This window comes from Gemmatimonadota bacterium, assembly GCA_009838645.1.
In the GTDB taxonomy this organism is placed as follows: Bacteria; JAAXHH01; JAAXHH01; order JAAXHH01; family JAAXHH01; genus JAAXHH01.
The window spans coordinates 34,300-60,863 of the sequence record VXRC01000027.1 but is presented as its reverse complement, the minus strand read 5'-3'; the positions used below and the strand labels follow the sequence as shown (position 1 = coordinate 60,863).

20 protein-coding genes, 2 tRNA genes and 1 pseudogene are annotated in these 26,564 nt (G+C 62.6%); 10 read left to right on the top strand and 13 right to left on the bottom strand.

What is annotated here, in order from left to right; translation table 11 throughout:
• The 7 genes from F4Y38_08170 to F4Y38_08140 all read right to left on the bottom strand — a co-directional run.
• Positions 1-557, bottom strand: a 557-nt coding sequence (locus F4Y38_08170; protein ID MXY49262.1) for a hypothetical protein, incomplete at its 3' end; no start/stop codon positions are given.
• Positions 558-961: 404 nt separating this feature from the next.
• The gene (locus F4Y38_08165; GenBank protein ID MXY49261.1) at positions 962-2,011 is read right to left on the bottom strand and encodes a mandelate racemase/muconate lactonizing enzyme family protein; all 1,050 of its coding nucleotides are present in this window, start codon (positions 2,009-2,011) and stop codon (positions 962-964) included.
• A 129-nt stretch (positions 2,012-2,140) separates the two neighbouring features.
• Positions 2,141-2,214 (bottom strand) — tRNA-Val (locus F4Y38_08160).
• 38 nt (positions 2,215-2,252) lie between these two features.
• Positions 2,253-2,339 (bottom strand) — tRNA-Leu (locus F4Y38_08155).
• A gap of 168 nt (positions 2,340-2,507) precedes the next feature.
• Entirely contained in the window at positions 2,508-3,875 is a 1,368-nt protein-coding gene (locus F4Y38_08150; GenBank protein MXY49260.1) for a hypothetical protein, read from the bottom strand.
• An 11-nt stretch (positions 3,876-3,886) separates the two neighbouring features.
• Positions 3,887-4,546, bottom strand: a complete 660-nt coding sequence (locus tag F4Y38_08145; GenBank protein ID MXY49259.1) for a hypothetical protein — start codon at positions 4,544-4,546, stop codon at positions 3,887-3,889.
• A 204-nt stretch (positions 4,547-4,750) separates the two neighbouring features.
• Positions 4,751-5,023, bottom strand: coding sequence for an HU family DNA-binding protein (locus tag F4Y38_08140; GenBank protein MXY49258.1), 273 nt, complete (start codon positions 5,021-5,023; stop codon positions 4,751-4,753).
• Positions 5,024-5,262: 239 nt separating this feature from the next.
• On the opposite strand from F4Y38_08140, the gene F4Y38_08135 reads away from it, so the two are divergent.
• The 6 genes from F4Y38_08135 (at position 5,263) to F4Y38_08110 (ending at position 15,902) form a co-directional block, all read left to right on the top strand.
• Positions 5,263-6,600 carry an ATP-grasp domain-containing protein gene (locus tag F4Y38_08135; GenBank protein ID MXY49257.1) on the top strand — a complete coding sequence of 446 codons (1,338 nt, stop codon included), beginning with the start codon at positions 5,263-5,265 and terminating at the stop codon, positions 6,598-6,600.
• A gap of 81 nt (positions 6,601-6,681) precedes the next feature.
• Positions 6,682-8,151 (top strand): carboxypeptidase M32, encoded by a 1,470-nt coding sequence (locus F4Y38_08130; GenBank protein ID MXY49256.1) that lies wholly within the window; start codon positions 6,682-6,684, stop codon positions 8,149-8,151.
• Entirely contained in the window at positions 8,148-10,103 is a 1,956-nt protein-coding gene (locus F4Y38_08125) for a hypothetical protein (GenBank protein MXY49255.1), read from the top strand. Before F4Y38_08130 ends, F4Y38_08125 begins: the two co-directional genes overlap by 4 nt.
• Before the next feature lie 152 nt (positions 10,104-10,255).
• Complete coding sequence (locus F4Y38_08120; protein ID MXY49254.1) at positions 10,256-12,241, top strand: phospho-sugar mutase; 1,986 nt, start codon at positions 10,256-10,258, stop codon at positions 12,239-12,241.
• Positions 12,242-12,385: 144 nt separating this feature from the next.
• Positions 12,386-13,492 (top strand): exo-alpha-sialidase, encoded by a 1,107-nt coding sequence (locus tag F4Y38_08115; protein MXY49253.1) that lies wholly within the window; start codon positions 12,386-12,388, stop codon positions 13,490-13,492.
• 7 nt (positions 13,493-13,499) lie between these two features.
• A complete protein-coding gene (locus F4Y38_08110; GenBank protein MXY49252.1) occupies positions 13,500-15,902 on the top strand; it encodes an FtsX-like permease family protein in 2,403 nt (800 codons plus the stop codon).
• A gap of 58 nt (positions 15,903-15,960) precedes the next feature.
• Here F4Y38_08110 and F4Y38_08105 read toward each other — a convergent pair whose 3' ends face one another.
• From F4Y38_08105 to F4Y38_08095, 3 genes are read right to left on the bottom strand one after another with little or no spacing between them, the layout of a single operon-like run.
• On the bottom strand, positions 15,961-16,602 hold the full coding sequence (locus tag F4Y38_08105; protein MXY49251.1) for an SCO family protein: 642 nt from the start codon (positions 16,600-16,602) through the stop codon (positions 15,961-15,963).
• A gap of 38 nt (positions 16,603-16,640) precedes the next feature.
• Entirely contained in the window at positions 16,641-17,090 is a 450-nt protein-coding gene (locus F4Y38_08100) for a copper chaperone PCu(A)C (GenBank protein MXY49250.1), read from the bottom strand.
• Positions 17,091-17,098: 8 nt separating this feature from the next.
• The gene (locus F4Y38_08095) at positions 17,099-17,653 is read right to left on the bottom strand and encodes a cytochrome c (protein MXY49249.1); all 555 of its coding nucleotides are present in this window, start codon (positions 17,651-17,653) and stop codon (positions 17,099-17,101) included.
• A gap of 280 nt (positions 17,654-17,933) precedes the next feature.
• Between F4Y38_08095 and F4Y38_08090 the strand changes: the two are divergent.
• Together F4Y38_08090 and F4Y38_08085 are read left to right on the top strand one after the other, a co-directional pair.
• A pseudogene (locus F4Y38_08090) lies at positions 17,934-19,235 on the top strand (AmpG family muropeptide MFS transporter).
• Between the two features lie 95 nt (positions 19,236-19,330).
• Complete coding sequence (locus F4Y38_08085) at positions 19,331-20,317, top strand: TIM barrel protein (GenBank protein MXY49248.1); 987 nt, start codon at positions 19,331-19,333, stop codon at positions 20,315-20,317.
• Positions 20,318-20,372: 55 nt separating this feature from the next.
• Here F4Y38_08085 and F4Y38_08080 read toward each other — a convergent pair whose 3' ends face one another.
• Both F4Y38_08080 and F4Y38_08075 read right to left on the bottom strand, forming a co-directional pair.
• Entirely contained in the window at positions 20,373-21,188 is an 816-nt protein-coding gene (locus tag F4Y38_08080; protein MXY49247.1) for a proline hydroxylase, read from the bottom strand.
• A 63-nt stretch (positions 21,189-21,251) separates the two neighbouring features.
• Positions 21,252-22,403 carry a N(4)-(beta-N-acetylglucosaminyl)-L-asparaginase gene (locus F4Y38_08075; protein ID MXY49246.1) on the bottom strand — a complete coding sequence of 384 codons (1,152 nt, stop codon included), beginning with the start codon at positions 22,401-22,403 and terminating at the stop codon, positions 21,252-21,254.
• A 189-nt stretch (positions 22,404-22,592) separates the two neighbouring features.
• On the opposite strand from F4Y38_08075, the gene F4Y38_08070 reads away from it, so the two are divergent.
• Positions 22,593-23,540 carry a formylglycine-generating enzyme family protein gene (locus tag F4Y38_08070; GenBank protein MXY49245.1) on the top strand — a complete coding sequence of 316 codons (948 nt, stop codon included), beginning with the start codon at positions 22,593-22,595 and terminating at the stop codon, positions 23,538-23,540.
• 7 nt (positions 23,541-23,547) lie between these two features.
• Here F4Y38_08070 and F4Y38_08065 read toward each other — a convergent pair whose 3' ends face one another.
• A complete protein-coding gene (locus F4Y38_08065) occupies positions 23,548-24,390 on the bottom strand; it encodes an RNA methyltransferase (protein ID MXY49244.1) in 843 nt (280 codons plus the stop codon).
• 209 nt (positions 24,391-24,599) lie between these two features.
• Between F4Y38_08065 and F4Y38_08060 the strand changes: the two genes are divergently transcribed.
• The gene (locus F4Y38_08060) at positions 24,600-26,555 is read left to right on the top strand and encodes a hypothetical protein (GenBank protein MXY49243.1); all 1,956 of its coding nucleotides are present in this window, start codon (positions 24,600-24,602) and stop codon (positions 26,553-26,555) included.
• Positions 26,556-26,564 lie beyond the last annotated feature (9 nt).

Below are 26,564 nucleotides of genomic sequence, written 5' to 3'. Positions count from 1 at the left end.
CCAGGGGGCGGGGGCGGCGGGGCGGGGGGGGGCGGGGGGGGCGGGCGGGGCGGGCCGAGCGAGCACGGCGATCCAGGCGATCCCGGCGGTCCGGGCGATCCGAGCGATCCAGGCGGTCCGGGCGATCCGGGCGACCGCCACGGCCGGGCGGAAGCGAACCGCCGCGCCACCGCTTCGGCACCGTCGTTGGGCACCCCGTAATGGACCACGATCGCATCATCTTCCGGGACACGGAACAGCCGTGGGCGCCCGGGATTGCCTTCCGATGGATGGGCCGAGACCGAACCCACCTCCACGAATCCGAATCCCGCCGAAGCGAGTCCTGCCATGGCGACGCCATTCTTGTCGAACCCGGCGGCCAGACCGACGGGATTGGGGAAGGCGAGCCCGCCGGCTTCCACCCTGAGCCGCGGATCGTCCACGGCAAGGAGACCTCGGAGCAGTCCGCGCACGGGAGGAATGCGCCCCGCCGTGCCGACCGCGGTGAGCGTTGCGCGATGTATCCACTCCGGGTCCAGGCGGAATAGCAGGGGGCGAATGAAAGGGTAGAGGGACATGGGCGGCGTGGTCCGGCGTTGTGCCGGCGAGACCTGTCGGCCTGCGGGTTACGATGTGTCTGTGCACGAATATACGCGGCCTGTAAGCGGCGCAAGCACTAAAAAAACCGGGCGCCCCTGGAAATACGAGACGCCCGGCTTGCGTCTGGAGGAATGTCAACTGATCAGATCAGTCGTCACACCTCCGTTGTTCAGATATCATAACTCCTCCTTTCCTTTTTGCGCCGCCGTGCTGCAGTACGAGGCGCGGTTCATGCCGATGCATCAACATGCCGGATATGATCCGGCGTCAATTCCCCGATCGAGCCGGGGAATAAACCACAAATCACACAGTTTCATCGAGATAGGGGAATCCGAAACGCCTCCTGAGATTCCACGGGAGCGGATGCAGGTTACACCGAAGTTCAGGCAAATTCCGGTCTCGGCGTGACGCCGAATCCCGGACGGCCGGACGGTGCGATGCTGCCTTCCGACACCACGGGCTCGTCGATCAGGACCGCGTCCTCCCCGCCGCTCCACCGGTCCGGGTGGGTCTCCGCCAGGTCCATGCACTCCGTGGCCGCGATCAGGTGCAGCCCCCAGATCTCACCGCCGCGATGGGGGCATACGGGCACGCCGTGTGACCTCGCCATATCGACGATTCGAAGTCCGGCCGTAATGCCGCCGCACCACGTGATATCCGGCTGCCACAGGTCCAGGGCGCCGGCTCGGGCGATGGCGGCGAAGGCGTGGTGGGAGAAGTCATGCTCACCGCCGGCCAGCAGCACCGGGGCCAGCCGGGGCCGGAGTTCCGCCAGCTCGGTCAGATGGTCCGGTGTGACAAGATCCTCGAACCAGTAAGGCGCATAATCGTCCAGGATTTCGCGCATCCGCAATGCAATTACGTTATCCCAGGACATGTAGCAATCGAACATGAGCAGCGCGTCCCGGCCGAACATCTCCCTGCATCGGGCCGCCTGGACCACGGCCGAATCGTAGTCGGCCTCTGAACGCCACTGGTGCGATCGCTTCACCGCGGTATAGCCCTGGTCGCGGACCTGTGACAAATCGCCCCCGGTCGCGTAGGCGCGGATCCTGTCCTTCTTCAATCCTCCGATCAGGTCGTACACGGGCCTGCCCTCGGCCTTTCCGAGCAGGTCCCACAGGGCCAGGTCGATCCCGCTCAGGGCCATGATGGTGACGCCGCCGCGGCCGTACGGCAGGGATTTGAAGTAAAGGTTGTCCCAGACCCGGCGGATATCGTCCACGCTCCCGATGGACCTGCCGACCAGCGCATCGCGCAGGTGGCCGTTGACGATCAGTTTGCCGGGCTCGCCGCCCCCGCCATAACCGTACCCGTTCACACCCGCGTCCGTATCCACCCGGACCACGATCTGCCAGTAGTATTCCTGCCAGGCGCCCGTCCCTTTCTTGTTCCGTGACGGGTAGACGGCTTTGACGTCCGTGATCTTCATGCGGAATAGCAACAGGTTGCGGATAACAGCAACAGGTTGCGGATAACAACATCAGGTTGGGGATCGAGTAGGCATGAGAAACCCGGCCGGGGAGACCCGTGCCGGGCAGCTATACGGTTCGGAATCGAATGGGCGCTAGTGGGATCGAACCACTGACCTCCACGATGTCAACGTGGCACTCTAACCATCTGAGCTAAGCGCCCTGCAAATCAGCATTCACCAGTGTGTTCATGACCCCGAATGCCGAGGGCCGGACTCGAACCGGCACGGACTATTGAGGTCCGGGAGATTTTAAGTCTCCTGTGTCTACCAATTCCACCACCCCGGCAAACCGTCCCCGGATCTCCCAAGACAACAGCACCATGGTAGGGCGCGAGCCCCTGCAAGTCAAGGGAAAAGAACCGCCGCGCGCCGAGGGAGAGACGCTGGAAACGACCGTGCACAGGCGTCGGAAACGTCCGTGCACAGGCGGCTGCCCGCCACGGATCAAAAGGCGTTAATCGAAGCCTTTCCCCAGTGCCCCGGACCAGCACGCGTAGGGCCGTCCCTTTCGTTCGTCGTCCTGGAAAAAGGCCAGGTAGGTCATGACGTCCCAGGAGATGAAGGCCCGGCCTGAACGGGAGGATCGGGCGAGACGGTGCACACAGCGCCAGGTGCCCGCGTTGAAGTAGACCTGCGCTCCCCGGCGCCCGTTCTCCGGCGCGACGTCGAGCGGCACGATTTCGTGATGATGGGTGTGTCCGTACACCGCGAAGCGGGCTTCCTGGTCTACAACCGCTTTCTCCCTGGCCGCGTGGGCAAAGTAGGAATCCGCTGAATCGCCCGCCACACGATTCCACCACGCACCCAGCGCACCGGACAGGCCCAACGGAACGTCCCGCGTGAACCGGAGCGCGTACTCAAGCTTGTCCACGCGCTCGAAGGGGTTGTACACCGAACCCCGGTCCCGTATGAAATCCAGGCCCAGGAAGTCGTCCACCAGGCTGTTCCACGTGTCCTTGACTTTCCCGGCCTGCATCGGGGATACGCCGTGTTCGTGCAGCAGCGCGTCGACCCAGACGGAGGCGGCGGCCAGCGGACGGACGTTGTCCAGTTCGCGCAGTCCTTCGATGAAGGTCCGGGGAAGCAGCGAGCCCATGCGGTTGCGGACTTCGAAGGGGAAACGATTCAACAGCTCGATCACGATCGCGTCTCCGAGGGAGGCCTGGTCCCGCGAACCGGAGAAGTTGAACGGATCGTAGATATCGCCATGGCACGCCCGGACTCCGTGCGCATGCAGTATCCCGGCAATGCGGGTAGACTCCTCGGGCCCGTGGGGGAAGGGCTGTTCAGGGTCGTTTTTCAGTCCCAGGGCGGCGGCGACCTTTCTGCGGAGAAGCTGAAAGGCTCTACCGGGGAGGCAATAGAACCAATCGTGGTTCCCCACCATGTAGTGGATGCCGACCTCGACCGGCAGGCCGGGTTCGGATGGCTGTGGATCCCCATTGGCGCCGCCGGGCGGTGGCAGCAGGAGACCACCGGGTTCGGCCAGGTTCCTGAGGCATGCCAGCGACGGTTCGTTATGCGCCAGGATAGCGGTGGTTATGTCGTTCAGTTTCCCGATGTATGCCAGATCGTCGGGATCGCTCCAGGGGCGCGGCCCATACTCTTGCTCCAGCCACGCTGTGGACCTTAGGACGTCCAGGATATCTCCGAGAAGGAGGATGTCGATACGTTCGATGGGCTGGTATCGGCCTCCCTTGCGCCATGAGGCCGCGAAGGCCATGTCCCGGACCCGCCTTGCAAAGATCCGAAAGGCGTTTTCCTTGATTGTCTGCCCGGTCGTGCCGTCGGTAAGGTGAAGATCACTGATGATTACTATCATGACGGATCTGGTCATCCATCCCGCTGGGTGAGGTCGAAACCGATCATGTAGGTTCCACCGGTGCCCCGGCCGTGGACCGTCATGCGGGCCTTTTCACCATCGGTCAATTCCCCGAGCGTGGTTGATCCCCTGAAGAGGATCGCGTCGCCACCCGCGATTTTCTTCAGGAGAAAGGACTGCAGGTCGTCCGCGGCGCCTCCCAGGGATTCGGGCAGGTGCAGGGGCAGGTTTTCCGGGATCGTTCCCTTGATTCTGCCGATGACGGCTTCGACGATCCCGCCCAGGAAATCCTTGATCTTGTCCCAGGCGTCTTTGCGGTCTACGTCGAACACCTTGAACTGTATGGAATGGATTCGCTTCCCCCGCACCAACAGGATCAGCTTGTCCCAATCGTCTATCGCCTCCATTTCGAACCGGCCGCACCGGTCGGGCGGGCCTTCGCCGATCCTGAGGCTCTCCTCCCCGGCGTTTCGAACGTAATTCGGCTTGCCCGACCTCCCGGTATCACATTCCCAGAAGGTGTCGAGACTGGGCATCACGGCATGTTCGGTGGCAAACTGGCTTCGGTGGTTGATAAAGCGCAGATCGACGACGAAGCGGAAATTGGCCTTGTTGTTCGGAAGATCCGCGGGAAACAGGAAATCCGTGAGTGTGAATTCATAGAGCGGCAAGGCGATCCTCCGCATATGCACACGTGTGCTTTACCGGTTAAAAAAAGTACGACTCGGCCTTCCCGGTTCAATCAGGAAGACGGATGGAAAAACCTCGAGGCGCACGTACATTCGACGTCTCGTAATTCGGATCCATCCGTGAGTCGATGTTTCGGAAGGAGCCGGACCGTACGATACGACCGGACCGGCTCCTGTGATTCGGATTTAGCCTATGGCGTCCTTTAGAGCCTTGCCTGCCGTAAACTTGGCCACGTTTCTCGCCGCGATCGTAATGGACTCGCCCGTACCGGGATTTCGCCCCTGGCGAGCAGCGCGGTTCGATACGCTGAACGTGCCGAAACCGATCAGCGTGACGGAATCGCCGTCGCTCAGACTGCTCTTTATGGCGTCGAGTGCTGCGGCGACTGCGGCGTCGGCTTGCGCTTTGGACAACCCAGTAGCATCCGCAACCTTACCGGCCAATTCTGTGCGATTCATTGATTACCCTCCAGATAAAATAATGGGAGTAATGCACCCGATAGAGTGCGAGAATACCCGCGACAGAACGTTTTAAGGTCCTGTACTTTGCGGGTGAATTACGCGAAATGTACGTGCAATATATTTCGTGCGCAGTTTCGTAAGCAAGTTTTTTTTCGCTATACCTGTGTATGGTAGTGCGACAGGACGGGCGATTTCATTGATTTCGGTCCATGGAATTTCTATTTTTCAATCTTATCATGCCAGCAGAAAACCCGTCCAAAAGACTGCTTCTCCTGATGCCGACGACGACCTATCGCGCGGATCCGTTTCTGGAAGCGGCGCGCCGCCTGAACCTTGAGGTCGTCGTGGGATCGGACTTCTGCCAGGTGCTGGCTGCGGAGTGGGACATCCCGCTTTCGCTCAGGCTCCGGTACGTGTCGCAGGCCGTGGATGAAATTGTGGACTACGCCGGTGAACATCCCCTCGATGCCATCGTGCCCGTAGACGACTATACCACCGAAATCGCCGCCCGGGCGTGTAAGGTCCTCGGCCTTCCGCACAACACGCCCGAAGCAGCCATCGCCGCGCGCAACAAGTTCCGCATGCGTGAAATGCTCTCGGCCGCGGGGGTATGGTGCCCCCCTTTCGCCCGGTTCGACCTTTCGGTCCCCGTCGAGGAAATCGCACTCGAACAGCGTTATCCATGTGTACTCAAGCCCATCCTGCTATCGGGCAGCCGGGGCGTAATCCGGGCCGACTCGCCAGACGGCTTCATCGAAGCGTTCCGCAGGATAGGCCGCATACTCGAAGGCATGTCGGACCGGCCGCCGAGTCTTGATCCCGATGCCCACCGCATCATGGTGGAGTCCTATATACCCGGGCAGGAGGTAGCCCTGGAGGGCCTGTTGAACGGCGGCCGCCTGCGTGTGCTCTCCCTGTTCGACAAGCCCGATCTCCTGGAGGGACCCTTTTTCGAAGAGACGATCTATGTTACGCCTTCGCGCTTGCCCGAAGAGACGCAACAAGTCGCTTTCGATGCCGTCCAGCGGGCTTCCACGGCCGTGGGACTCACGGAGGGACCGGTCCATGCCGAATTGCGGGTCCACCACGGCGAGGCCCGGATCATCGAGATCGCGGGCCGGTCCATCGGCGGCCTCTGCTCCCGCGTTTTGGAATACGGACTGGGGGTGTCCCTGGAGGAACTTATACTGCGCCACGCCCTGGGGCAACACGTGGACGGCGTCGGCCGCAAGGCGCAGGGCCGCGGCGGCACAGATCGCGGGACGGATAGCGAGCCGAAGGGAATGGACGACTCTGGGAACAAACCGGGGGCCGCGGGCGTGATGATGCTGCCGGTGCCGGAAGGCGGATTGTTCCAGGGATTCGACGGCGTCGAGGAGGCGAAGAAGACCCCGGGCGTGGAGGACGTGGTCGTCACCGCGAAGGAAGGCGACATGCTGACCCCGTTGCCGGAAGGGGCCGGCTACCCCGGTTTCATATTCGCCAAAGGGGATGAACCGTGCCAGGTCGAGCAGGTCCTTCGAAAGGCTCATGGCAGGCTTCGGATGCGCGTCAAGACGGTCCTGGCCACGTAGGTCCCGGCCACGTAGGTCCTGGCCACGTAGCGAGAATTAAAAAAGGGAGATGCAACCGTGCCAACGCACTACGAACGGGTAATGGAGATGTACCGCGAGGTGAGCGACCTGTACGGCGCCCTGGCCCTGATGGGATGGGACCAGGAAACCTACATGCCCCCCAAGGGCGCGGCCGGCCGGGGGCGGCAACTCGCCACCCTCTCCGGGATGGCCCACGAGCGGATCACCTCCGATGAAATGCGGGCGGCACTGGACGCCGCCCGGTCGGAATCGCTGACGGCCGACGAGGAGGTCAACATCCGCGAGATCGCCCGTTCCAGCGACCGGGCGGTCAAGGTTCCCGTCGACCTGGTCAAATCCATCGCTGAAACGAGTTCGGCGGCCATCGGGGTGTGGATCAAGGCCCGGAAGGAAGATGATTTTAAGGCTTTCGCGCCGTGGATCGACAAGCTGGTCGCCCTCCAGCGCGAGGTCGCCGAAGCGGTCGGGTACGAAGACGAACCCTACGACGCGCTGCTCGACGAATACGAACCCTATGCCACCACGAAAGTTACGGCGGCGGTCTTCGATTCGATTCGCGGCCCCCTCGTGGACCTGGTGCAGCGCATCGCGTCCACCGGGGTCAGGCCCCGCACCGACTTCCTGGAGCGGAACTACCCCATCGACGACCAGCGGCGCCTGGGCGTCACGGCCGCCGAGCGCATGGGCTTCGACTTCGAGGCCGGCCGCCTGGATATCTCCCCCCATCCCTTCTGTACGCACATGGGCGTGCAGGACGTCCGCCTGACGACCCGGTATTCCGAGACCCTGCCCATGCAGTCCTTCTACGGTGTCATCCACGAGGCGGGACACGGCCTCTACGAGCAGGGCCATGACCCGGAACACGAAGGCACACCCCGCGGCGCGTCGGTCTCCCTCGGCATCCATGAATCCCAGTCCCGCCTGTGGGAGAACATGGTCGGCCGGAGCAGGGCCTTCTGGCGTTACTTCTTCCCCGAATTCTCCGCCGTGTTCCCGGACCAGGCCGCGGACGTGACCGAAGAGGAGGTCTACGCCGCGGTCAACGAGGTAAAGCCCTCGCTCATCCGGGTCGAAGCGGATGAGATCACCTACAACCTGCACATCCTGCTCCGGTTCGAAATAGAGCGCGGCCTGTTCACGGACGAATTCACGGCAGGCGACCTCTCCGCGGTCTGGAACGAAAAGATGAAGGCCTTTCTCGGTATCGAACCGCCGGACGACCGGGACGGCGTGCTGCAGGACATCCACTGGTCGCACGGGAGTTTCGGCTATTTCCCCACCTACACCCTCGGCAATCTGTACGCCGCCCAGTTCTACCGCGCCGCCGAGCGCGACCTGCCCGGCCTGTCGGACCAAATCGCCCGCGGGGAACTGCTGCCGCTGCGGGACTGGCTCAGGGAACACATCCATCGGCCCGGCATGACCTATCGCGCGGGTGACCTTGTGCGGCACGTCACCGGCGAGCCGCTCACCGCGGACTGCTTCCTGGCCTACGTTGATGAGAAATACCGGTCCCTGTACCGCCTATGAACGTCACGGGTGCCCCATCCATTCAGCAAGTAGCGACACCGCGGGCCGTGGCCCTGGGCCTGGCGCTGGCCGTGGTCGTCAATATCTTTTCGCTGACGAGCCACTACCTCCTTGGATACACCCACCTCACCTTCGCCCATATCGATCTCGCCCTGCTGATCCCGTTTCTCCTGGGCGTTATGGGACCCAATATACTGCTGAAGGCATACCGTCCCGCCTGGGGCCTGCGGTCGCGGGAACTGCTTTTCGTCTTCATCCTGGGCTGGGTCGGCTTCATGGTACCGACCTGGGGGATGTCCAACTACGTAGTCGGCATCATGGCGTCGGCCGAATACTACGCCTCCCCCGAGAACCAATGGCGCGAGCTGTTCTTTCCCTATCTCCCGGACTGGTTGGTCGTCACCAACGAACTGAACGCAAACAGGGACTACTACTGGGGACTGTCCGAAAACTACCCGATACCCTGGGCGGCCTGGATCATCCCGAGCTTCTGGTGGCTGTCTTTTTTCGGCGGACTCCTGGCCGTCGGGGTCTGCTTCGTTATCCTGATGCGCAGGCAGTGGGTGGAGCACGAGCGTCTATCCTATCCCCTCGTGCAGACGGCGGTCGTGATGACGGAGACCACCGACGAAGAACACTTCGTCGTGCCTACGATCATGCGGCACCGCCTGTTCCTCATCGGCGCCTTGGCCACCTTTTCCATCATGCTCTGGAACACCACGGCGTACTGGACCCAGTGGTTTTCCTTTCCGATCGATGCCAATGCCCTGCTTAACGTCGAACTCGGCCGCGCCTTTCCGGCACACGCGATCAGGATGAACGTCATCACCTTTGCCTTCTCCTATTTCATCAACTTGGACATCCTGTTCAGCGTCTGGTTCTTTCAGATTATCAATACGCTGGAACAGGGCATCCTGGCTCGTGTCGGGATTACCGCGGACTCGGGTACCGCCGTCCCCGGCGGCCTGGTCGCGGTCCAGTTCATCGGCGGCATGATCGCCTTCGCGTTATGGGGATTCTGGATCGCTCGCCGGCACCTGGCCATGGTCTGGCGGCACGTTATGGGGAAGGAAACGAACCTGCGGGACGACGACGAGTTCTTCTCCTACCGGGCCGCCCTGGTTTCGGGCGCCTGCGGCATGGCCTACATCGTCTGGTGGCTGCACACGGCGGGTATGTCCTTCCCCGTGATCGCCGTTTTCCTCACGCTGCTGTTCCTCTTCTACTTCGCGTTGTGCCGGGTCATGGCGGAATCAGGCCTGGTCTTCCTGGACCTGCCCATCAATGCCCACCAATTCACCGTCGCCATGCTGGGTTCCGCCTCGCTGTCTCCCCAGAACCTTACGGGTCTCGGCCTGGGAAGTGCCTTCGCCCGAAACTGGAAGACGTTCACGATGATCACGCCCTCGCATGTCGCGCGGCTGCAGTCCATCCTGGGCATGTCGGGACGCGTGCTCTTCTTCTGGTCCGCCGTCACCTTCGCCGTCAGTGCGGTCACGGCCATCGGCTACTCTGCCTACACCGGTTACAGGATGGGCGGCGCGGCAAACTACTACGCCAATGTCGCCGGCGACCCCGGTTTCTACGGCCTGATCGTCACCTGGATGAAGAACAGCACCACGATCTCGGGCTCGGAAGTCTTCTTCCTGGTCGCCGGCATGCTGATGGTCACGGGGATGACCCTGGCCCGGTACTACTTCAGCTGGTGGCCCATATCGCCCATTGGATTCGTGGTGGCCGCCGGAGGGCCCGCCCGCCACGCTTTCTTCCCCGTCTTTCTCGCCTGGCTGTTGAAGACGATCCTGATCCGGATCGGCGGCGTGCGTCTTTACCTCTCCGTTCAGCCCCTGATGATCGGCATCATCGTCGGATACGTCCTCGGCGCCGCCATTGCGGTCCTGGTGGATTATTGGTATTTTCGTGGGACCATACACGAACTGCAGTTCTTCTAGCGTGAATGCGCGAACTGCCGCGTTTCCCCATGATCCGGCGTGAGGTCACTAATGGCCGTTGACGCCCGTTGACCTGCACGCGGCCACGGCGGCCGTCTACGCACATCGATCGACGTGCGGTCACTTCGGTCTTTCACCCAAACGGACCAGGCATGAGCGATCCCTGCTGCATCCAACGGATTAAAGACTGGATCGACGAAGGCGTCCTGTCGCGCCACGCGGGCGACGCCCTGGTACGATGGCTGACGGACGCGGAGTTCGCGGCGTTCCATGGAGAGATCCGGGCACGGGTCGAAGGCGGGAACACCGGTGAACTTGAAGACGCGTTCGGTTCCGATATGGCCTTCGGAACGGGCGGTATCCGCGGCAGGATGGGTCCGGGTCCGAACCGGTTCAACACCCGCACCGTGGGCGTGGCCGCCCAGGGCCTGGCGCAGTTTATAGCCGGCGCCGGGGACGAGCCGGACGGCAATGGACCAGACGGCAGGCACCGTCGGGACTTCGGCAGCGGTCCGGAAGGCTGGCACAACACGAGTCTCGGCGACCGGGCGGGCAAGCTCAACCCGAGGCTCGGCGACCGGGCCGGCAAGCTCAACCCGAGGTTCGGCGACCGGGCCGGCGCGGGCGTCGTCGTGGCGTGGGACACCCGGCGCAACTCGGAGGAGTTCGCGAAAGAGACGGCCAGGGTGCTCGCCGCCAACGGTGTCCCGGTGCGTATCTTCGACGGCTGCCGGTCCACCCCCGCCCTGTCATTCGCCGTACGGGAACTCGAGGCCGCGGCCGGCGTGATGATCAGTGCCAGTCACAACCCGCCCGGCGACAACGGATTCAAGGTATACGGACCCGACGGCGGACAGGTCGTCGCGCCCCTTGACGCCGGCATCACGGAGGAAATGCGCCGTGTAGCCGAAATCAGGCGAATCGCCTATGAGGACGGCGTCAGGCGCGGCCTGATCCGGACAATCGCGAAGGACCAGGACGAGAAGTACATCGACGTCCTCACCGAAATGACACTGGCCGGCGCACGAGATATCCGCCTGGTGTATACGCCGCTGCACGGCGTGGGCATGACTTCCGTGGCCGAGGCACTGGACAGAATGGGATACGGGAACGTACACTACGTGGAAAAACAGGTCGTGCCCGACCACGCGTTCTCCACCCTGGAAGAAGGCATCGCCAACCCTGAAAAACCCTCGTCGTTTCGGCTGGGCATTAAAAAAGCCTCGGAAACCGGGGCCGACCTCGTGCTGGCCAGCGACCCCGACGCCGACCGGATCGGATGCGCACTTCCTTTGCCGGACCGGAGCTGGAAGGCCCCGTCGGAAGAACTGGTGCTGAATGGGCACCAGATCGGCGTGCTCCTCTGCCACTACATACTCCACCGTAAACAGGCGGCCGGCACGCTGCCCGAGCGGGGGCTGTTCTGCAAGACCGTGGTCACATCGGACCTGGCCGCGATCATCGCCCGGTCCTACGGCCTGGAAGTCGTGGACGACCTACCTGTCGGTTTCAAGCACGTCGGCGCGGCAATCGATCGAATGCCGGCGGACATGACTTTCGTGTTCGGCACGGAGGAAAGCCACGGTTACCTGGCGGACGCGCGGATCCGGGACAAAGAGGCTGCCACCGGCATCCTTCTTGCCGAGTACGCCGCCCTGGTGAAGCGAGAAACCCGTACCCTGCGCGACGAACTGGATGACATCTACCGAAAGTACGGTTATTTCAGGGAAGTCCAGCGGTCAGTCGCCTTGCCCGGCGCGGAGGGTGCCGGCAGGATCAAAGGCATCATGGCCGCACTGCGTGAAGCACCGCCGGAGCACATAGGCGAATGGGCCGTATGCCGCGTGATCGACCGACAGAACGGCCAGGCGCGTGACTTGCGGACGGGTACGGCCGGCCCCGTCGCAGGCGAACGGGTGAATATCCTGATCTTCACCTTCTCGGAAGCCGGCCACACCCGGGTGATCGTGCGCCCATCGGGCACGGAACCCACGATCAAGTATTATGTTTCGGCGTCATCGCGCGACATGGACGGTACCGATATCTCGACGCGCGACATGGACTGTACCCGGGGATCGATCGACAGCCTGGCGGAATCCGTGCTCGACACAATGATCGAATGGTGCGAAGGAATGTAACGGTCCCGCTTGGTCCCGCTTGGTCCCGCTTGGTCACGCTTGGCCGCGCTTAGCCGCGCACGGACCCGGCCGAAACCTGTTACCTCCCGGGGCAGCACCCGGCCCCGAACAGGATAAACAACCCATCTCGAAAGGCATCGATCCATGCGCATCATCGACTCTGGCGTACTCAGCCGTAGCGTATCCGGCACCGACTGCGCAAACCTTACATTTCCAGCCGTCCTATGCAAGTCCGACGGTACGTTGATCGCCACCTGGCACAGCGGCACGACCAAGGACTGCGCGGACGAAGTGATTGAAGTCAGCCGGTCCTCCGATCTGGGGAAGACCTGGAGCGCACCGGAAAGACCCTTCAAGTCCCCGGTCCTCCGTGGCGTGCGCGGATCGGTCAAGATCGTCTACCTGACGGAACTGGCGCCCGGCCGGATCATCGCCGCGTCCATGTGGATCGACCGCGAGACCTATCCCGACGCCCCGGGACTCTTCAACCCGGAGACCGAGGGATGCGTGCCCATGTCGATCCTCCTGGCGAACTCTGTGGACGGCGGAAACACCTGGACGGCCTGGCGAGAGGTGCCCATGCCGGAGGAAATCGGGCCCGCGAGCCTGACCAACCCGGTCATGCAGCTTCCGGACGGCACCCTGGTCATGACCATCGAAACCAACAAGCACTACCTCGACGCGTCGAAGTGGTACCAGCGGGTTGTGGCCTTTCACTCCACGGACGAGGGAAGGACTTGGAGCGAACCGATAAACATCGGGTACGATCCGACCGGCCTGATCTTCAACTGGGACCTGCGGTCGGCCGTGGCGCCGGACGGACGCATCGGCGCTTTCGCGTGGACCTACAACACCGAAACGGAATCCTACCTGAACATCCACCGCCGCATCAGTTCCGACGGCGGCCGGACCTGGTCGGACCCGGAGGATATCGGCGTCACCGACCAGGCGGCTCATCCCGCGGTGCTGCCGGACGGGCGCGTCGTCCTTCCCTGGGTGGACCGCTTCAGAGACCAGTCCATCAAGGCCCGCGTCGCGCCGTCCATCGACGGGCCGTTCGATCCGGAATCCGAGGTGACCCTGTACACCCACGAAGCGCCGGCAGACGATCCCAAGGGCGCCCTGGGCTTCTCGGTTTGGTCCTTCGGCCTGCCCTACGCGGAAGCCCTGTCCGACAGCACGGCCCTGGTGGTATATTACGCGGGCACCGAGGACGCCATGGACATCCACTGGGCCCGACTGGCCCCCTGAGGCGACCATGATCGGACACTACCTCCTCACCGCCTGGCGGAACATCCTGGCGTCCAGGTCCCACGCCGCGATCAACGTCATTGGGTTCGCCATCGGCATGGCCTGCTGCCTGGTAATCCTCCTGTACATCCGCGACGAGTTGAGCTACGACCGCCACAACACGCGGGGAGACCGCATCTACCGGGTGGTGACGGACCGCACGGCGCGGACGCCGGGCGTGCTGGGTGAATTCATCAAGGCCCAGGTGCCGGAGGTGGAGGAAGTACTCCGACTCAGGGGAACGATAGGTACCTGGCTTTTTACCACCGAGGACAGGCAATTCTATGAACAGCGTGTCTACTGGGCCGACGGCAACCTCTTCGACGTGTTCGACGTCCCGCTCGTACAGGGCAGTCCCGCCAATGCGCTCACGGCCCCGAACACCATGGTGATCAGTTCCACGATGGCGAGGAAGTACTTCGGGGATGCCGACCCTACCGGAAAAACCATCACCGGAGACCACCAGTTCACCTTTACGATAACCGCCGTCATGGAAGATCCGCCGGACTACGCCCATTACCATCCGGATTTCTACGTTTCGATCGCCACCACGTCGGGGAGGGGCGATCCGCACAGGTTGCTGCAGAACTGGGCCAACAGCCAGTATTACACGTACCTGCTACTGCCGGAAGGCGCGACGCCTGAAGAGATTGGATCCGTGCTGCGAACTCGCATCGGAGATCATCTCGACGCGCAGCTCCGTGCGACGGCCTTTACCGACATCTACGACCTGCAGCCACTGTTCGACATACATCTTCATTCCAGGCTCGAACTCGAGATGGAAACCAACGGCGACGTGTCTTTCATCTGGATGATGACCGCCATCGGCGTATTGATTCTGCTGATCGCCTGCATAAATTTCACGAACCTGGCCGTCGTACGATCCATAACAAGGGCCCGTGAAATCGGCATGCGCAAGGTCGCCGGTGCCGCCAGAGGTCAGATCGTCCGCCAGTTCCTGGGAGAAACGATCCTGTTGAGCGCCGTGGCGTTTCTCATCGCCCTCTCCGCGGTCTGGGTGGTCCTGCCCGTATTCAGGTCCATGACGGGCCACGCGCTTTCAATGCCTTCACTGGAACCGTGGACCCTCCTGGGCGGCGCGTGCATCATCGCAGGGGCCGGTCTTCTCGCCGGGGCCTATCCCGCCCTACTGCTGTCTCGGATCAATCCCGCCGTGATTTTCAGGGGAGCCTCGGATACGGGCGCGGTGACGCTGCGCAAGGCGCTCGTTGTCATTCAGTTCGCCATGGCCATACTGTTGCTTATCGGAACGGGCACCGTGTTCCAGCAACTGGACTTCATGAGAAACAAGCACCTGGGATTCGACCAGGAAAACGTCGTAATCCTGCCCGATATACAGGGCATGGATTTCCGAATGATCCGGGAGGAATATCCCCGCCACGCCGGGGTGGTCAGCGTCACCGGGGCAAGTTACATTCCCGGCCGGGCTGCGGGTAGGGGAAGACTGCCGATCTTTCCGGTGGAACGTGTCGATGATCCGGCATCGCCCGTCGTCGATATGCAGTACATACACACCGAAGGCGGTTTCGTCGAAACCTTCGGGTTTGAGTTGCTTCGTGGACGCGACGTATCCTTTGAAAGAGACTTCAAATGGGTAGAGACCCCGGATGGTGGCGGGAGGGGCTATTCGACCGGATGCATACTCAACGAGGAGGCGGTCCGGCGCCTGGGCTGGACTTCACCGGATGAAGCCATGGACCGATACGTGAAGCTCGTGGACGACGAAATGCAGGTGGTCGGGGTCGTGCGGGACTTTCACCTGAGGTCCCTCCACGAAAGAATCGAACCGGTATTCATCACGATCGGTGGCTCCGGATACTATGCCGTTCGGTTCGTTCCCGGCGACCCGGGAGAAACCCTGCGGGACCTGGAAGCCATGTGGAAGGCCTCCACTCCGGAGATCCCCTTCGTTTATTCGTTCCTCGACCAGGACGTTGAGCGGTCCTACCGGTCGGATAACCTGCTGGGCCGGCTCGTCACCATGTTCGCCGGACTGGCGGTATTCACCGCGTGCCTCGGCCTGTTCGGACTGGCGGTATTCACGGCGAAACAGCGTACGCGGGAGGTGGGCATTCGAAAGGCCCTGGGCGCATCGGCACGTCAACTCGTCCTGCTGCTGTCCAGGGAGTACACCGTCCTCGTGGTCATCGCGAACGTCATCGCCTGGCCGGTGGCCTACTTCGTCATGCAGCAGTGGCTGCGGCAGTACGCCTATCATTCCGATGTCTCGCTGCTGTTGTTCCCCGCGGCCGGTCTGCTCGGGCTGTTGATCGCGTGGCTGACGGTCAGTACGCAGACGCTGCGGACCGCCGCCATGAACCCGGTCGACGCCCTGCGCCGAGAACTCTAAGCCGCCAGCACGCCGGTTCCGCAATCCACGATCGATCTCGCGAGGCATGTTCTACAGTCTATTCGAAGAGCAGTTTGATACCTGCCGCGATGTATTCCGGGGTGTCGCTCGGATGGAACCGGTAGCGCAGCCGGCCCTCCCGGTCCACGAGGAACAGGGTGGTCGTATGGGCTACCAGGTAATGCCCCGCCTCGTTCGGCTGCTGCAACTTGTACAGCACGCCGTACCGTTCGGCGACCGCGTCGATCTCCTCCCGCGATCCCGTGAGGCCGCGGACGTCCACCGTGGAAAAGTAGGCCAGGTAATCCCCGAGCTGCTTCGGCGTGTCGCGCCTGGGATCGACCGTGACGTATATCGTACGCACGCGCTGTCCAGGTTCGAGATCCAGCACGTCGTAGACGGCCGCCAGCTTGGAGAGCATGAGCGGACAGGCGTCGGGGCAGTAGGTATAGCCGAAGAAGATCAGGAAGGCGTCGCCGCGGTGCTCGGACAGGTCGAACCGCTCCCCGTCCTGGTCGGTCAGCATGAAATCACCGCCAAACCGTTCGCCGTAGTCCAGCAGTTCGGGGATGTCGATCTGCGGCGGTGGCGGCGGTTCGGCGCGGCATCCGGGGAAGAGCAGCAGGCCCGCGGCGACCAGGGTGGCCAGACCGCTGAGGATCGTAATCGTCGAATGATAACCAGGCGTCTTTGAACCCAATGGAATACCTTTAGATCAACTGCGCAAAATGAACGCGCCTACGGACGGCTCTTCAGCACCTCGGCCGTGACGGTCCGTGCCGATTGATCGTCGAAGCGCAGCGTAAGAGCAACCACTTCCCCTTCCGCCAGCGGATTGCTTACACCGAACAACATGATGTGGTTGCCGCCGGGTTCCAGTACGGCCTCGCCTTGCGCCGGAACCACCACGCCTTCGATCTTCTCCATCTCCATCATATCGTCAACTTGGCGCATGGCATGTAGTTCCGTGTACGCCGCGGCCGGCGTCTCCACGGACCGCAGTTCCCTGGGCTGGTCCGACCGGTTCGTGATCACCAGGTAGGCGGCGGTGACGTCCCTGTTCGGCGGTGTAGCCCGAATCCAGGCCCCGTCGATTTCCAGGTCGTCCGCCGGCTGGCAGGCGGCCGTGACGAGCACCATCAAAGTCCAGATACAGAAAACATACCCTTGAAGATTCTTGTTCGTCATGTTGAGTACTATGGTTCGGATGAAGGCGCGTCCGCAGACGGCTGAAGCGAAGCCACGTACATGGCGATCTTGAAGCGCTCTTCGTCCTTGATATGGGGAAAGGGCACCATGGACGGGCTGTCGGGGATGCCGTCTTTCAGCATGCCGGCGATCGTGACCACGTCACGGCCGATGCGGTAAGCCCCCGGGTCCCGGAAATCGCGGGGAGGGGGTTTCAGCGTGTAGGAAATCGGTCCGTCGCCATGACCGTCCAGACCGTGGCACACGGTACAGCCGTACCGGGCATACAACGCCTTTCCATCCTGCACGAACTCCTCGGGGATCTCGTGGAAGCCGATCGTCCCCGGCGTAATCGTGCCTTCGACCAACTGGACCATGAACGCCCGGGCAACGGCCTCCTTGTTGTCTGGGTCCGTTGACTCCGCGTCCGAACCGGACGAGCCGCAACCGGTGAGAATAAGCACCAGCACGCCGACGAACCCTATGACGCAGACGAACCACAGGCCGTCCGATCGTCGATGCGCCCGGGCCGGCTTCAACCACGTTGTCCCAGCCGAAAACATGGTTCTATCCTATGGGAATCCCGCCTTCCTGTCAACGACTACCGCCTTCGCATTCACCACCGGATCGGGCGATCCGGGGCGCTGGCAGGCGACGGTCCGGGGCGCCGTCAGGCGATGGTCCGGACACCTGCAATTCAATTGACGATGCCTGTGGGGGTGCATACATTCCCGTCGTCTTCTACACCCCATCCCAACCACGGCCGGCTCGGGAACGAACCGCAACCGGGGAGAGACCTTGCGTAGCTTCAGGGAATCGCTATCGATCTACTTCGAGCGCCGCATGGCCCGCATTCTGCTGCTCGGGATCATCAGCGGATTCCCCTGGGTGCTCATCGGCAGCTGCCTCAATCTCTGGTTGAAAGAAGACGGGCTTTCCCGCACGGCCATTGGCTGGGCCAGCCTGATCTTCGGCGTGTACGCCTTCAACTTCCTCTGGGCGCCGCTGATCGACCGCATACGGTTGCCGCTGTTGACCGGATGGCTCGGTCACCGGCGGGCCTGGATCGTTACACTTCAGGCCGTCATCCTGGCCTGCCTGGTGCTCTGGAGTCTCGCCCAACCTACAGCGGACCTCAGCGTTGTCGTAGCGATCGGACTCGTCATCGCCATCGCGTCCGCCTCCCAGGACATCGCGATCGACGCGCTGCGCATCGAGCAGATTGGCACCTCGGAATCCGAATCCATGGCCGCCGGCGCGGCCACGGCCGTCGTCGGGTGGTGGACGGGGTTCAAACTCGGCGGCGTGATCGCCCTGGAGACCGCGCAGGCCCTGCAGAACGCCGGCGTCGAAGACTACTGGCAGACCACCTTCCTCTGTCTCGGGACGGTGGTTATTCTCTGTAACATCGGGCTCGCCTTCGTTCGCGAGCCCACCGCCGCCGATCGCATCGCGGCACAGGCCGAGGACGACGAACGAATCGCCTCCGGCCTGGCGCTGCCGAGTGGATTCGGCCGCGTCGTCGCCTGGTTCGCGGGTACCGTGGCCAATCCGTTGACGAGCTTCTTCCGGCGCAACGGAATCGCCATCGCCGCCGCCGTGCTCGGATTCGTCTTCCTGTTCAAGATCGGCGAAGCGTTCCTGGGCCGCATGTCCCTCATCTTCTACCGGGAGATCGGATTCACCCTGTCGGACATCGCCCTCTATTCAAAGGGGCTGGGATGGGTCGTCACCGTGGCCTTCACCGTGCTGGGCGGTTTCTTCGCCATTCGGGTCGGACTGATACCGGCCATGTTCGCGGCGGGGATCGCCATGGCGGCCACCAATCTGCTGTTCGCCACCCTGGCCTGGACGGGCAAGTCCGAGTTGATGTTCGCGACGGCGGTCGTGGCGGACGACATTACGGGTGCCTTTGCGACAGTCATATTCGTCGCCTTTATCTCGATGCTCGTCGACCGGACCTATACGGCCACGCAATACGCGCTGATGGCCTCGATCGGAACGGCGGGGCGAACTCTCTTCGCGGCGTCCTCGGGCGCGATGGTCGACTGGCTCGATGGCGACTGGGGGACCTTTTTCATTATCACGGCGCTGATGGTGATCCCGTCTCTCGCGTGTCTCTGGGCCATCCGGAGCAAGCTGAGGGACCTGCTCTCCGGCAAGCGCGTGCGGATTTTCGGCAAGACCATGCAAGAAGAACCCGAAGAAGCGACCTGATCACCGAACCATGGAGGCCATACATGTACATCGGAACGCAGACCCGTTGCAGAAATGACACGGACATCGAGGTCCTGGCCCAACTCGGCGTGTTCAACGTGGACCAGACGCCGGCGGAGCCCTGGGCCGAGTGGACGACCGACCTGCTGAAAGCCCAGCGCGAGCGGTTCGACCGGTACGGGATCAACCTCGAGATGATCCATATCCCCCTGGGCTCCACGAGTGCCTTCCACAACGAGGCCGGCGCCATATTCCTGGGCAAGAGCGATGCGCGGGACCGCGCGCTGGACCGCATGTGCGAGACCGTGCGCATGGCTTCGGAGGCCGGGATAAGGGGACTGAACTACAACATCACCCTGCTGGGCCACCTGCGTACCGAACCCAGTTACGGCCGCGGCGGCGCGAAGCTGTCGACCTTCGACTACGACAAGCTGGACCAGTCCCGGCCCGAATTCGAAGGGGGTCCCGCCGACGAGGACGAGATGTGGGAACGCATCGACCACTGGCTGAAGACGATCATCCCCGTGGCCGAGGAATACAAGGTACAGATGGCGTGCCACCCGTCGGACCCGGGCATCGGGCACGGCCGCACGTACCGCGGCGTTGCCCGGGTGCTGGGCATGTCGGACGGTTTCAAGAAGCTCATCGACCTGTACGACAGTCCCTACAACGGGCTGAACTTCTGCCAGGGTTGCATGTCGGAAAGCCTGGAGAACCCCTCGGAAGAGATCTATGACGTGATCCGCTATTTCGGCACCCGGAAGAAGATCTTCAACGTCCACTTCCGGAACATCAAGGGACGGCTGAACAAATTCGTGGAGGTCTTCCCGGACGAGGGCGACGTCGACATGCTGAAAGCAATGCGCACCTACAAGGAAGTGGGATACGAGTACATGATCATGCCGGACCACGTACCCGGCATTTCGGGGCCCGAAGCGGGCCAGGTGGGATTCGCCTACGCCTACGGGTACATCCACGCGGCGATCCAGGCGGCGAATGCCGCGGATTAGGTGGCGTGGCGTGGACTAGATTGGACTGGCCCGGTTTAGATTGGATCAGGCGGGATTAGCGAGCCGGGGGGGCCTGCGCGGTATTGTACGCCCGCAGCCCGTCATCCCCGATCGGTTCCAGGGGCGTGAAGTCCCGGTTGTTCTGGTACCAGGGCCTGACCTCGCGCGTGCAACCGTTACTCGTAGCGTTATAGATCAGGTAGAAGATAGCCCGGCGCCAAGGGGAGACGTTGTCCGCAGATCCGTGGACGATATTGCAGTGGATCAGGGCGACCGAGCCCGCCGGACCGATCAGCGGTTCGATGCCGTTCTCGTCGGCCAGTTGCTGAAGCGTCGGCTGGTCGATGTGGAAAAGATCGTAGCCGCGGCCTTTCGCGTCCTCGTGCAGTTCCGAGTCCAGCAGGCCCCACCGGTGGGAACCCGGAATGATCAGGAGCGGCGAGGTGACCGGCGTGCAATCATCGATGAACACCGACGCCATGATGCAATTCGGCTCGGGCATGCCGTCGACCTTGTACCATGACGGGTAATCCTGGTGCCAGGTCCACGACGCCCCGCTCCCGAAGCCCTGCTTGGGGTTCATGCGGGTCTGGTGCAGGTAGACCTCGTCCCCCAGCAACTGGCGGACCGGGTCCATCAGGCGAGGAAGCCGCGCCAACCGTTCGAAGGGCTCGGAGTAAGTATGCGCTCCGAAGGCCAACCGGGCGGCCGTGGGGTCTTCCTTCTCCCGCACTACCTCCGGTCCCTCCCGGCTGAGCACGTCCGGCACCGCGTTCTTAAGCGTCCTCACTTCCTCTTCGTCGAGCAATCCCGCGAAGAACAGGTATCCCGATTCGTGGAACGCGGCGATCTGCTGTTCATTCAGCGTCATTCACTACCTCGGAGTTTCCTGTTGACCGGATTCCTACCAGTACACCAGGTCGGGCCAACAGGTTTATCTCTGCTGCCGCTCCAACTTCCTTTCTTCCACCCGTTCCATCAACCGTTCCATCGTCGGCGCGGGGATCTTCGATTTGTCAAAGACGTAGGCCAGGGGTACCAGCCGGGCGCCGTCGGCGTTGGCCACGGCGTAGCTGTCCCGTCCCGGGAAGTACTCCAGGTATTCATCCGGCATCTGGTACATGGTCGCCCCGCCGAACCGGCCGTCCTTGGCCACGGCGTAGAAGTTCAGGCTGAACATGGGCCGGCCGTCGTCCGTCAGCAGGCGGTCCTCCGTCATGGCCACGGCCCGTTCGAGCGTAGCCAGGCAGGCTTCCTGGGGTGATTTGCCCTGCCGCATGAATTCCACGATGAGAAATGCGCCGCAAACCTTGATGTTCGCTTCTCCACGGCCCGTGGAACCGGCGGCGCCCACTTCGTTGTCGCAGTACTGCCCCGTGCCGATGATGGGGCTGTCGCCCACGCGGCCCGGGATCTTCCAGGAAAGGCCGCTCGTGGTCGTCACGCTGCCGATATCTCCGTTGGCGTCCACGCCGCACATGTTGATCGTGCCGCCCGGACGGTCGATCACGATGTCGTCCTCGTGGTCGAGCCAGTCGTCGTCCGGGTTGAGCTGGGACCGCCAGCGCAGCCAGTCCTGCCTGCTCTCTTCGGACAGCAGGTTCTGCTCCTTGAAACCCATGCCCAGGGCGAAGCGCTTCGCGCCCTTGCCGACCAGCATGATGTGATCGGTATAATCCATGATCGCCTTGGCCACCAGCGACGCCGAGGCGATATCCTCCAGCGCGGCGACGGAACCGGCCCGCCGGGTGGGTCCGTGCATGACCGAGGCGTCCAGGGTGACGACGCCGTCCGCGTTCGGACGCCCGCCCAACCCCACGGATTGGTCATTCGGATCCAGCTCCTGTATGTTCACGCCGGCGATGACCGCGTCGAGCGGGTCGGCCTGGTCCTTCGTCATCATCTCGTAGGCCTTCCTGACACCGCGGATCCCGTTGCGAGACGAAACAATGGTCGGCGGCGCGGGGGCGCCGTGGTTGGTGGGTACCGGTGCGGCGTGGGCCTTCGCGGACGCCGCGTGACCAGCGGCAAGGCCGGTCAGCGCGAGGGCGGAGGTTTCCAGAAAAGCGCGGCGGGTAACTGGCATGGGCGTACCTCTTTGTTATAGATTTATGGTGCAGGGATTGCCGAAGTCAGACCGGTATTATAAGCCGACCGGTGCATCCAAGACAAGGAAAAGTAGTTTTCCGATCTAAAACAACCAGCCGCAATACCGATGGTCGTGCAGCCATGTCGATGCCGAATCCAATGAAGTTTTGCGGAAGGAGGATATTGAATGAATGCCGCTTCCCTCGGAAGGGCGACGAACGATGTAGACGGTGCGTCCCTAGTACTAGTCCCCGAAGGTAGATTTACGATGGGATCTGACCGTAAGGCCGTACTGGCGCTCTGGAAGGAGATGGGATGGGACCAGAGGTGGTTGGATCATACCGTTGGCGGGAAGCACTGGATTGGCGAATTACACGAGCACGAAGTCGAGATCAGTGCGTGCTGGATGTATGAAGAACCGGTCACGATCGGACAATACCACGCCTTCATTGAAGATTCGGGAAGAGAGCCTCCGGTTGATCAAGATATCCATAGGTCATGGAACAGTGCGTGGACTGAAGGGTTGCCTATACCCGGAAGTGAACCTCTTCCGGTCAGTTCGGTGAGTTGGGAAGACGCATCCGCCTATTGCGCTTGGGCGAGAGGCCGTCTGCCTACGGAAGCAGAATGGGAATACGCGGCGCGGGGTCCTGAAGGATACGTCTTCCCATGGGGAAACGCGTGGATCGAGGATATATGTCGTTGCGCCAACGAAATTGCCGGCCGTCATTTCACCGATCTCGATGCATGGAGGGAATGGCTAAACGGCGGTGGGTCCCGTAACGAGGATGGCTCGTATGACAATCCCTGTTGGCTTTCCGATCACGTCGCGCAGCTTGAAGGTCCCAGGCCTGCCCGGGACTATCCCAGCGACCGAAGTTGGTGTGGCGTTTCAGGCATGGCGGGGCTTGTACGTGAGTGGTGCAGCGACTGGTACGATCCCGACTACTATCCCGAAAGCCCCAGTAAGAATCCACAAGGACCGGAGAATCCGCCGAAACATCCCTGTCGCGCCATGCGGGGCGGAGCGTGGCTCTGTGCCGCGTATCAGTGCAGAGGCGCACAACGTCTATTCTATCCACCAGATACACGAAATACGAACGATCACGGTATTCGATGTGTTATTGATGTGTAGGAAAGGATCAGACCTCACCCCGCACCCGGCTCAACACCTCGTACAGCATTACGCCCGCGGCCACAGCCAGATTCAGGGAATCGGCCCGGCCGGCCATGGGAATGCGTACCACGGTATCGCAGGCATCCATGACTGCTCTGGAGAGACCGTGCTGCTCGCCACCCAGGCACAGGAGGAGGGGTAGGTCGTAGGTCACGGACCTGAAGTCGGCCGACGCGGCGTCCGACGTGCCAACCATCGGGATTCCAGTCCGGCGCTTCCAGGGGATCAGCGCTTCGAGCGACGAACGGACGACCCGCTGCGAGAATATCGCGCCCATGCTGCCCCGCACGGACGCGGGATCGTAGGGATCCACCGTCTCCCCCAGCAGGATGATGCCAGACGCGCCCACCGCCTCGCTCGTCCGAAGGATCGAACCGAGGTTGCCCGGGTTGCCCACGTCCTCGAGGACCACCCAGCCCAGGGTGGCGGCTGCGGCGGCATCGTCTGCGGCAGCATCGCCGCTTCCCCGCCCCACACCCGCGTCGTCCAGGGCGGTCCATCGCTGCCTGGCGACCACCCCGATGCCCGCCGGTCCGTCCTTCCCCGACAACGATCGAAAGACGTCGGCGCCGACCTCCAGGATTTCGACGCCTTCTTCCCTCGCCCGGCGTACCGTGTCCCGACCGAAATCGCTTCGAAGCAGTTCCGGCGCAACGACGAGGGTTTCGACGTCCGCTCCGGTCTGCACCGCCTCGTCGACGAGCCGGATGCCTTCCGCGAAGAACAATCCGTTCTCCTGCCGCCGTTTGCGCTGTGAGAGCGCGCGGATCGCCTTGATCCGGGGGTTCTGCAGACTGGTAATGGTCATGATTGACAACCGTACAGGAGGACTTGAACAGCGTCAAGCCTATCTTCCGGACCTCCAGGCGCCGTACGCGGCGTCGCGGCGCCGCGCACCCGGGCCGCAGACAATCACCTTGACACAGGCTTTCGACCGGCTATACCCTTTCCCTTCACCGGTCGTTCCCCATGACCGACTGCAAATCGTGCGCTTTGCGCCGGCCCGAAAGGCTCCCCATGTCGGTCACCCCGCCGGAAACGGCCCGGGAAGCACATCGCGTATCTACGCCAAGGGAGATGGTCACGCCCCGCGCCGTGGCCGTCGGCATGGCCTGCTCGCTGATCCTGGGCATCGCCGACCCCTACTCCAACATGATCATCCAGGGATCGTACCTGGGCAGCAACTTCACGCCCATCGGGGTGGTCTTCCTCTTCGCCGTCCTCGTCGGCATCGTCAACACGCTGCTGCGCACATGGTCGCCGGCCTACGCCCTCACGCAGGGCGAACTGGCCGTCGTCTACATCATGTCGCTCATCGCGTCGGCCATCCCGTCGTACGGACTGACCGAGGTCCTGCTCCCAGCCATGGCGTCCATGTACTACGCCACGCCGGAAAACCGCTGGGTCGAGACCATCACCCCCCACGTCGAGCCCTGGCTGCTGCCCCAGGATTCCGAGGCCGTACGATCGTTCTTCGAAGGCCTTCCCCGGGGCGGAGCCATCCCGTGGGGCGAGTGGGCCGGACCTCTCGCTGCCTGGCTCGGCTTCGTCCTGGTGCTGTACTTCGTCGTGTTCTGCATCACGGTCATCCTGCGCAAGCAGTGGGTGGAACGGGAACGCCTGGTCTTTCCCCTGGTCAAGCTGCCGGCCGAGATGATCGATCCGGGAGAAGACGGCGACCGGTCCCGCCTAGCGCCGTTCTTCCGCAACCGGATGATGTGGGCGGGTTTCGCCATTCCCTTCCTGATCAACGCCTGGAACGCCGTACACAACTACATCTACTTTTTCCCCACTATCTACTTCCAGGAGACGATCAGTCTCTTCGGCAACCAGTTGGTGCTGCCCATAAACCTGTCTTTCCCGCTGGTGGGTTTCGCCTATCTGCTCAGTCTCGAGATCTCCTTCAGCCTCTGGCTCTTCTTCCTCATCGGCCGGCTCCAGAACCTGGCGAACGCGAGCTTTGGCATCGACCTGGCGGGCAGTACGACGTTGCCCGGCGAGTACCAGATGTTCGGCGCCCTGCTGGTCCTCGCCCTCTTCAGCCTCTGGCTGGCCCGGTCGCATATCCGTGAGATCCTGGGCAAGGCGTTTCGCGGCGGAGACACCCCGGACGATGCCAACGAACCCCTCTCCTACCGGTTCGCCGTGATCGGCGGCGGACTGGGCGTCCTGTTCCTGCTCGGATGGCTGTGGATGATCGGCCTATCCGCCTGGCTGGCCATCATTCTGCTGATCCTCGTGCTGGCGGTCTACGTCGGTTTCGCGCGGATCGTAGCCGAAGGAGGCGTCCTCTTCGCGGAGACCTTCAATCCCCAGGAGTTCATGATCCACGGGTTCACAGGACCCGTCCTCGGTGCGCGCAACCTGGTCGCCATCGGGCTGACCAAGTTCTGGTTCACCCACACCCGCACGCTCATCATGCCCTCCATGGCCAACGGACTGAAGCTGGCCGATACCGCGGGGCTCAGGAACCAGCGCTGGCTCACCGCGGCCATCGGCCTGGCCATTCTCTGCAGCCTGGCCAGTTCGATCTACACGGTCATGTACCTGGCCTACGAATACGGGGGCATCAATCTCAACTGGCAGTTCTTCGGGGAGCTCCAGCAAAACCGGTTCAACTACTACGCGACGACCATCACCGCCACGTCCGAACCCGCCGGCCGGTGGTTCTTCTTCGGACTGGGCGCCGCCATCATGTGGGCCCTGATGTTCCTGCGGCAGAAGTTCATCTGGTGGCCCCTGCATTTCATCGGGTTTCCCGTGGGCGCTTCCGCACCGCTCCTCACCGCCTGGTTTTCCATATTCCTGGCCTGGATGGTCAAGGGGCTCATCCTCAAGTTCGGTGGGATCGACATCTACCGAAAGATGCTGCCCTTCTTCCTGGGCCTTATCCTCGGAGAGTTCGTCAGCGCCGGTTTATGGGTCATCATAGATGGATTGACGGGGGTAACGGGGCACATCATATTCAACTGAGAACCGGGT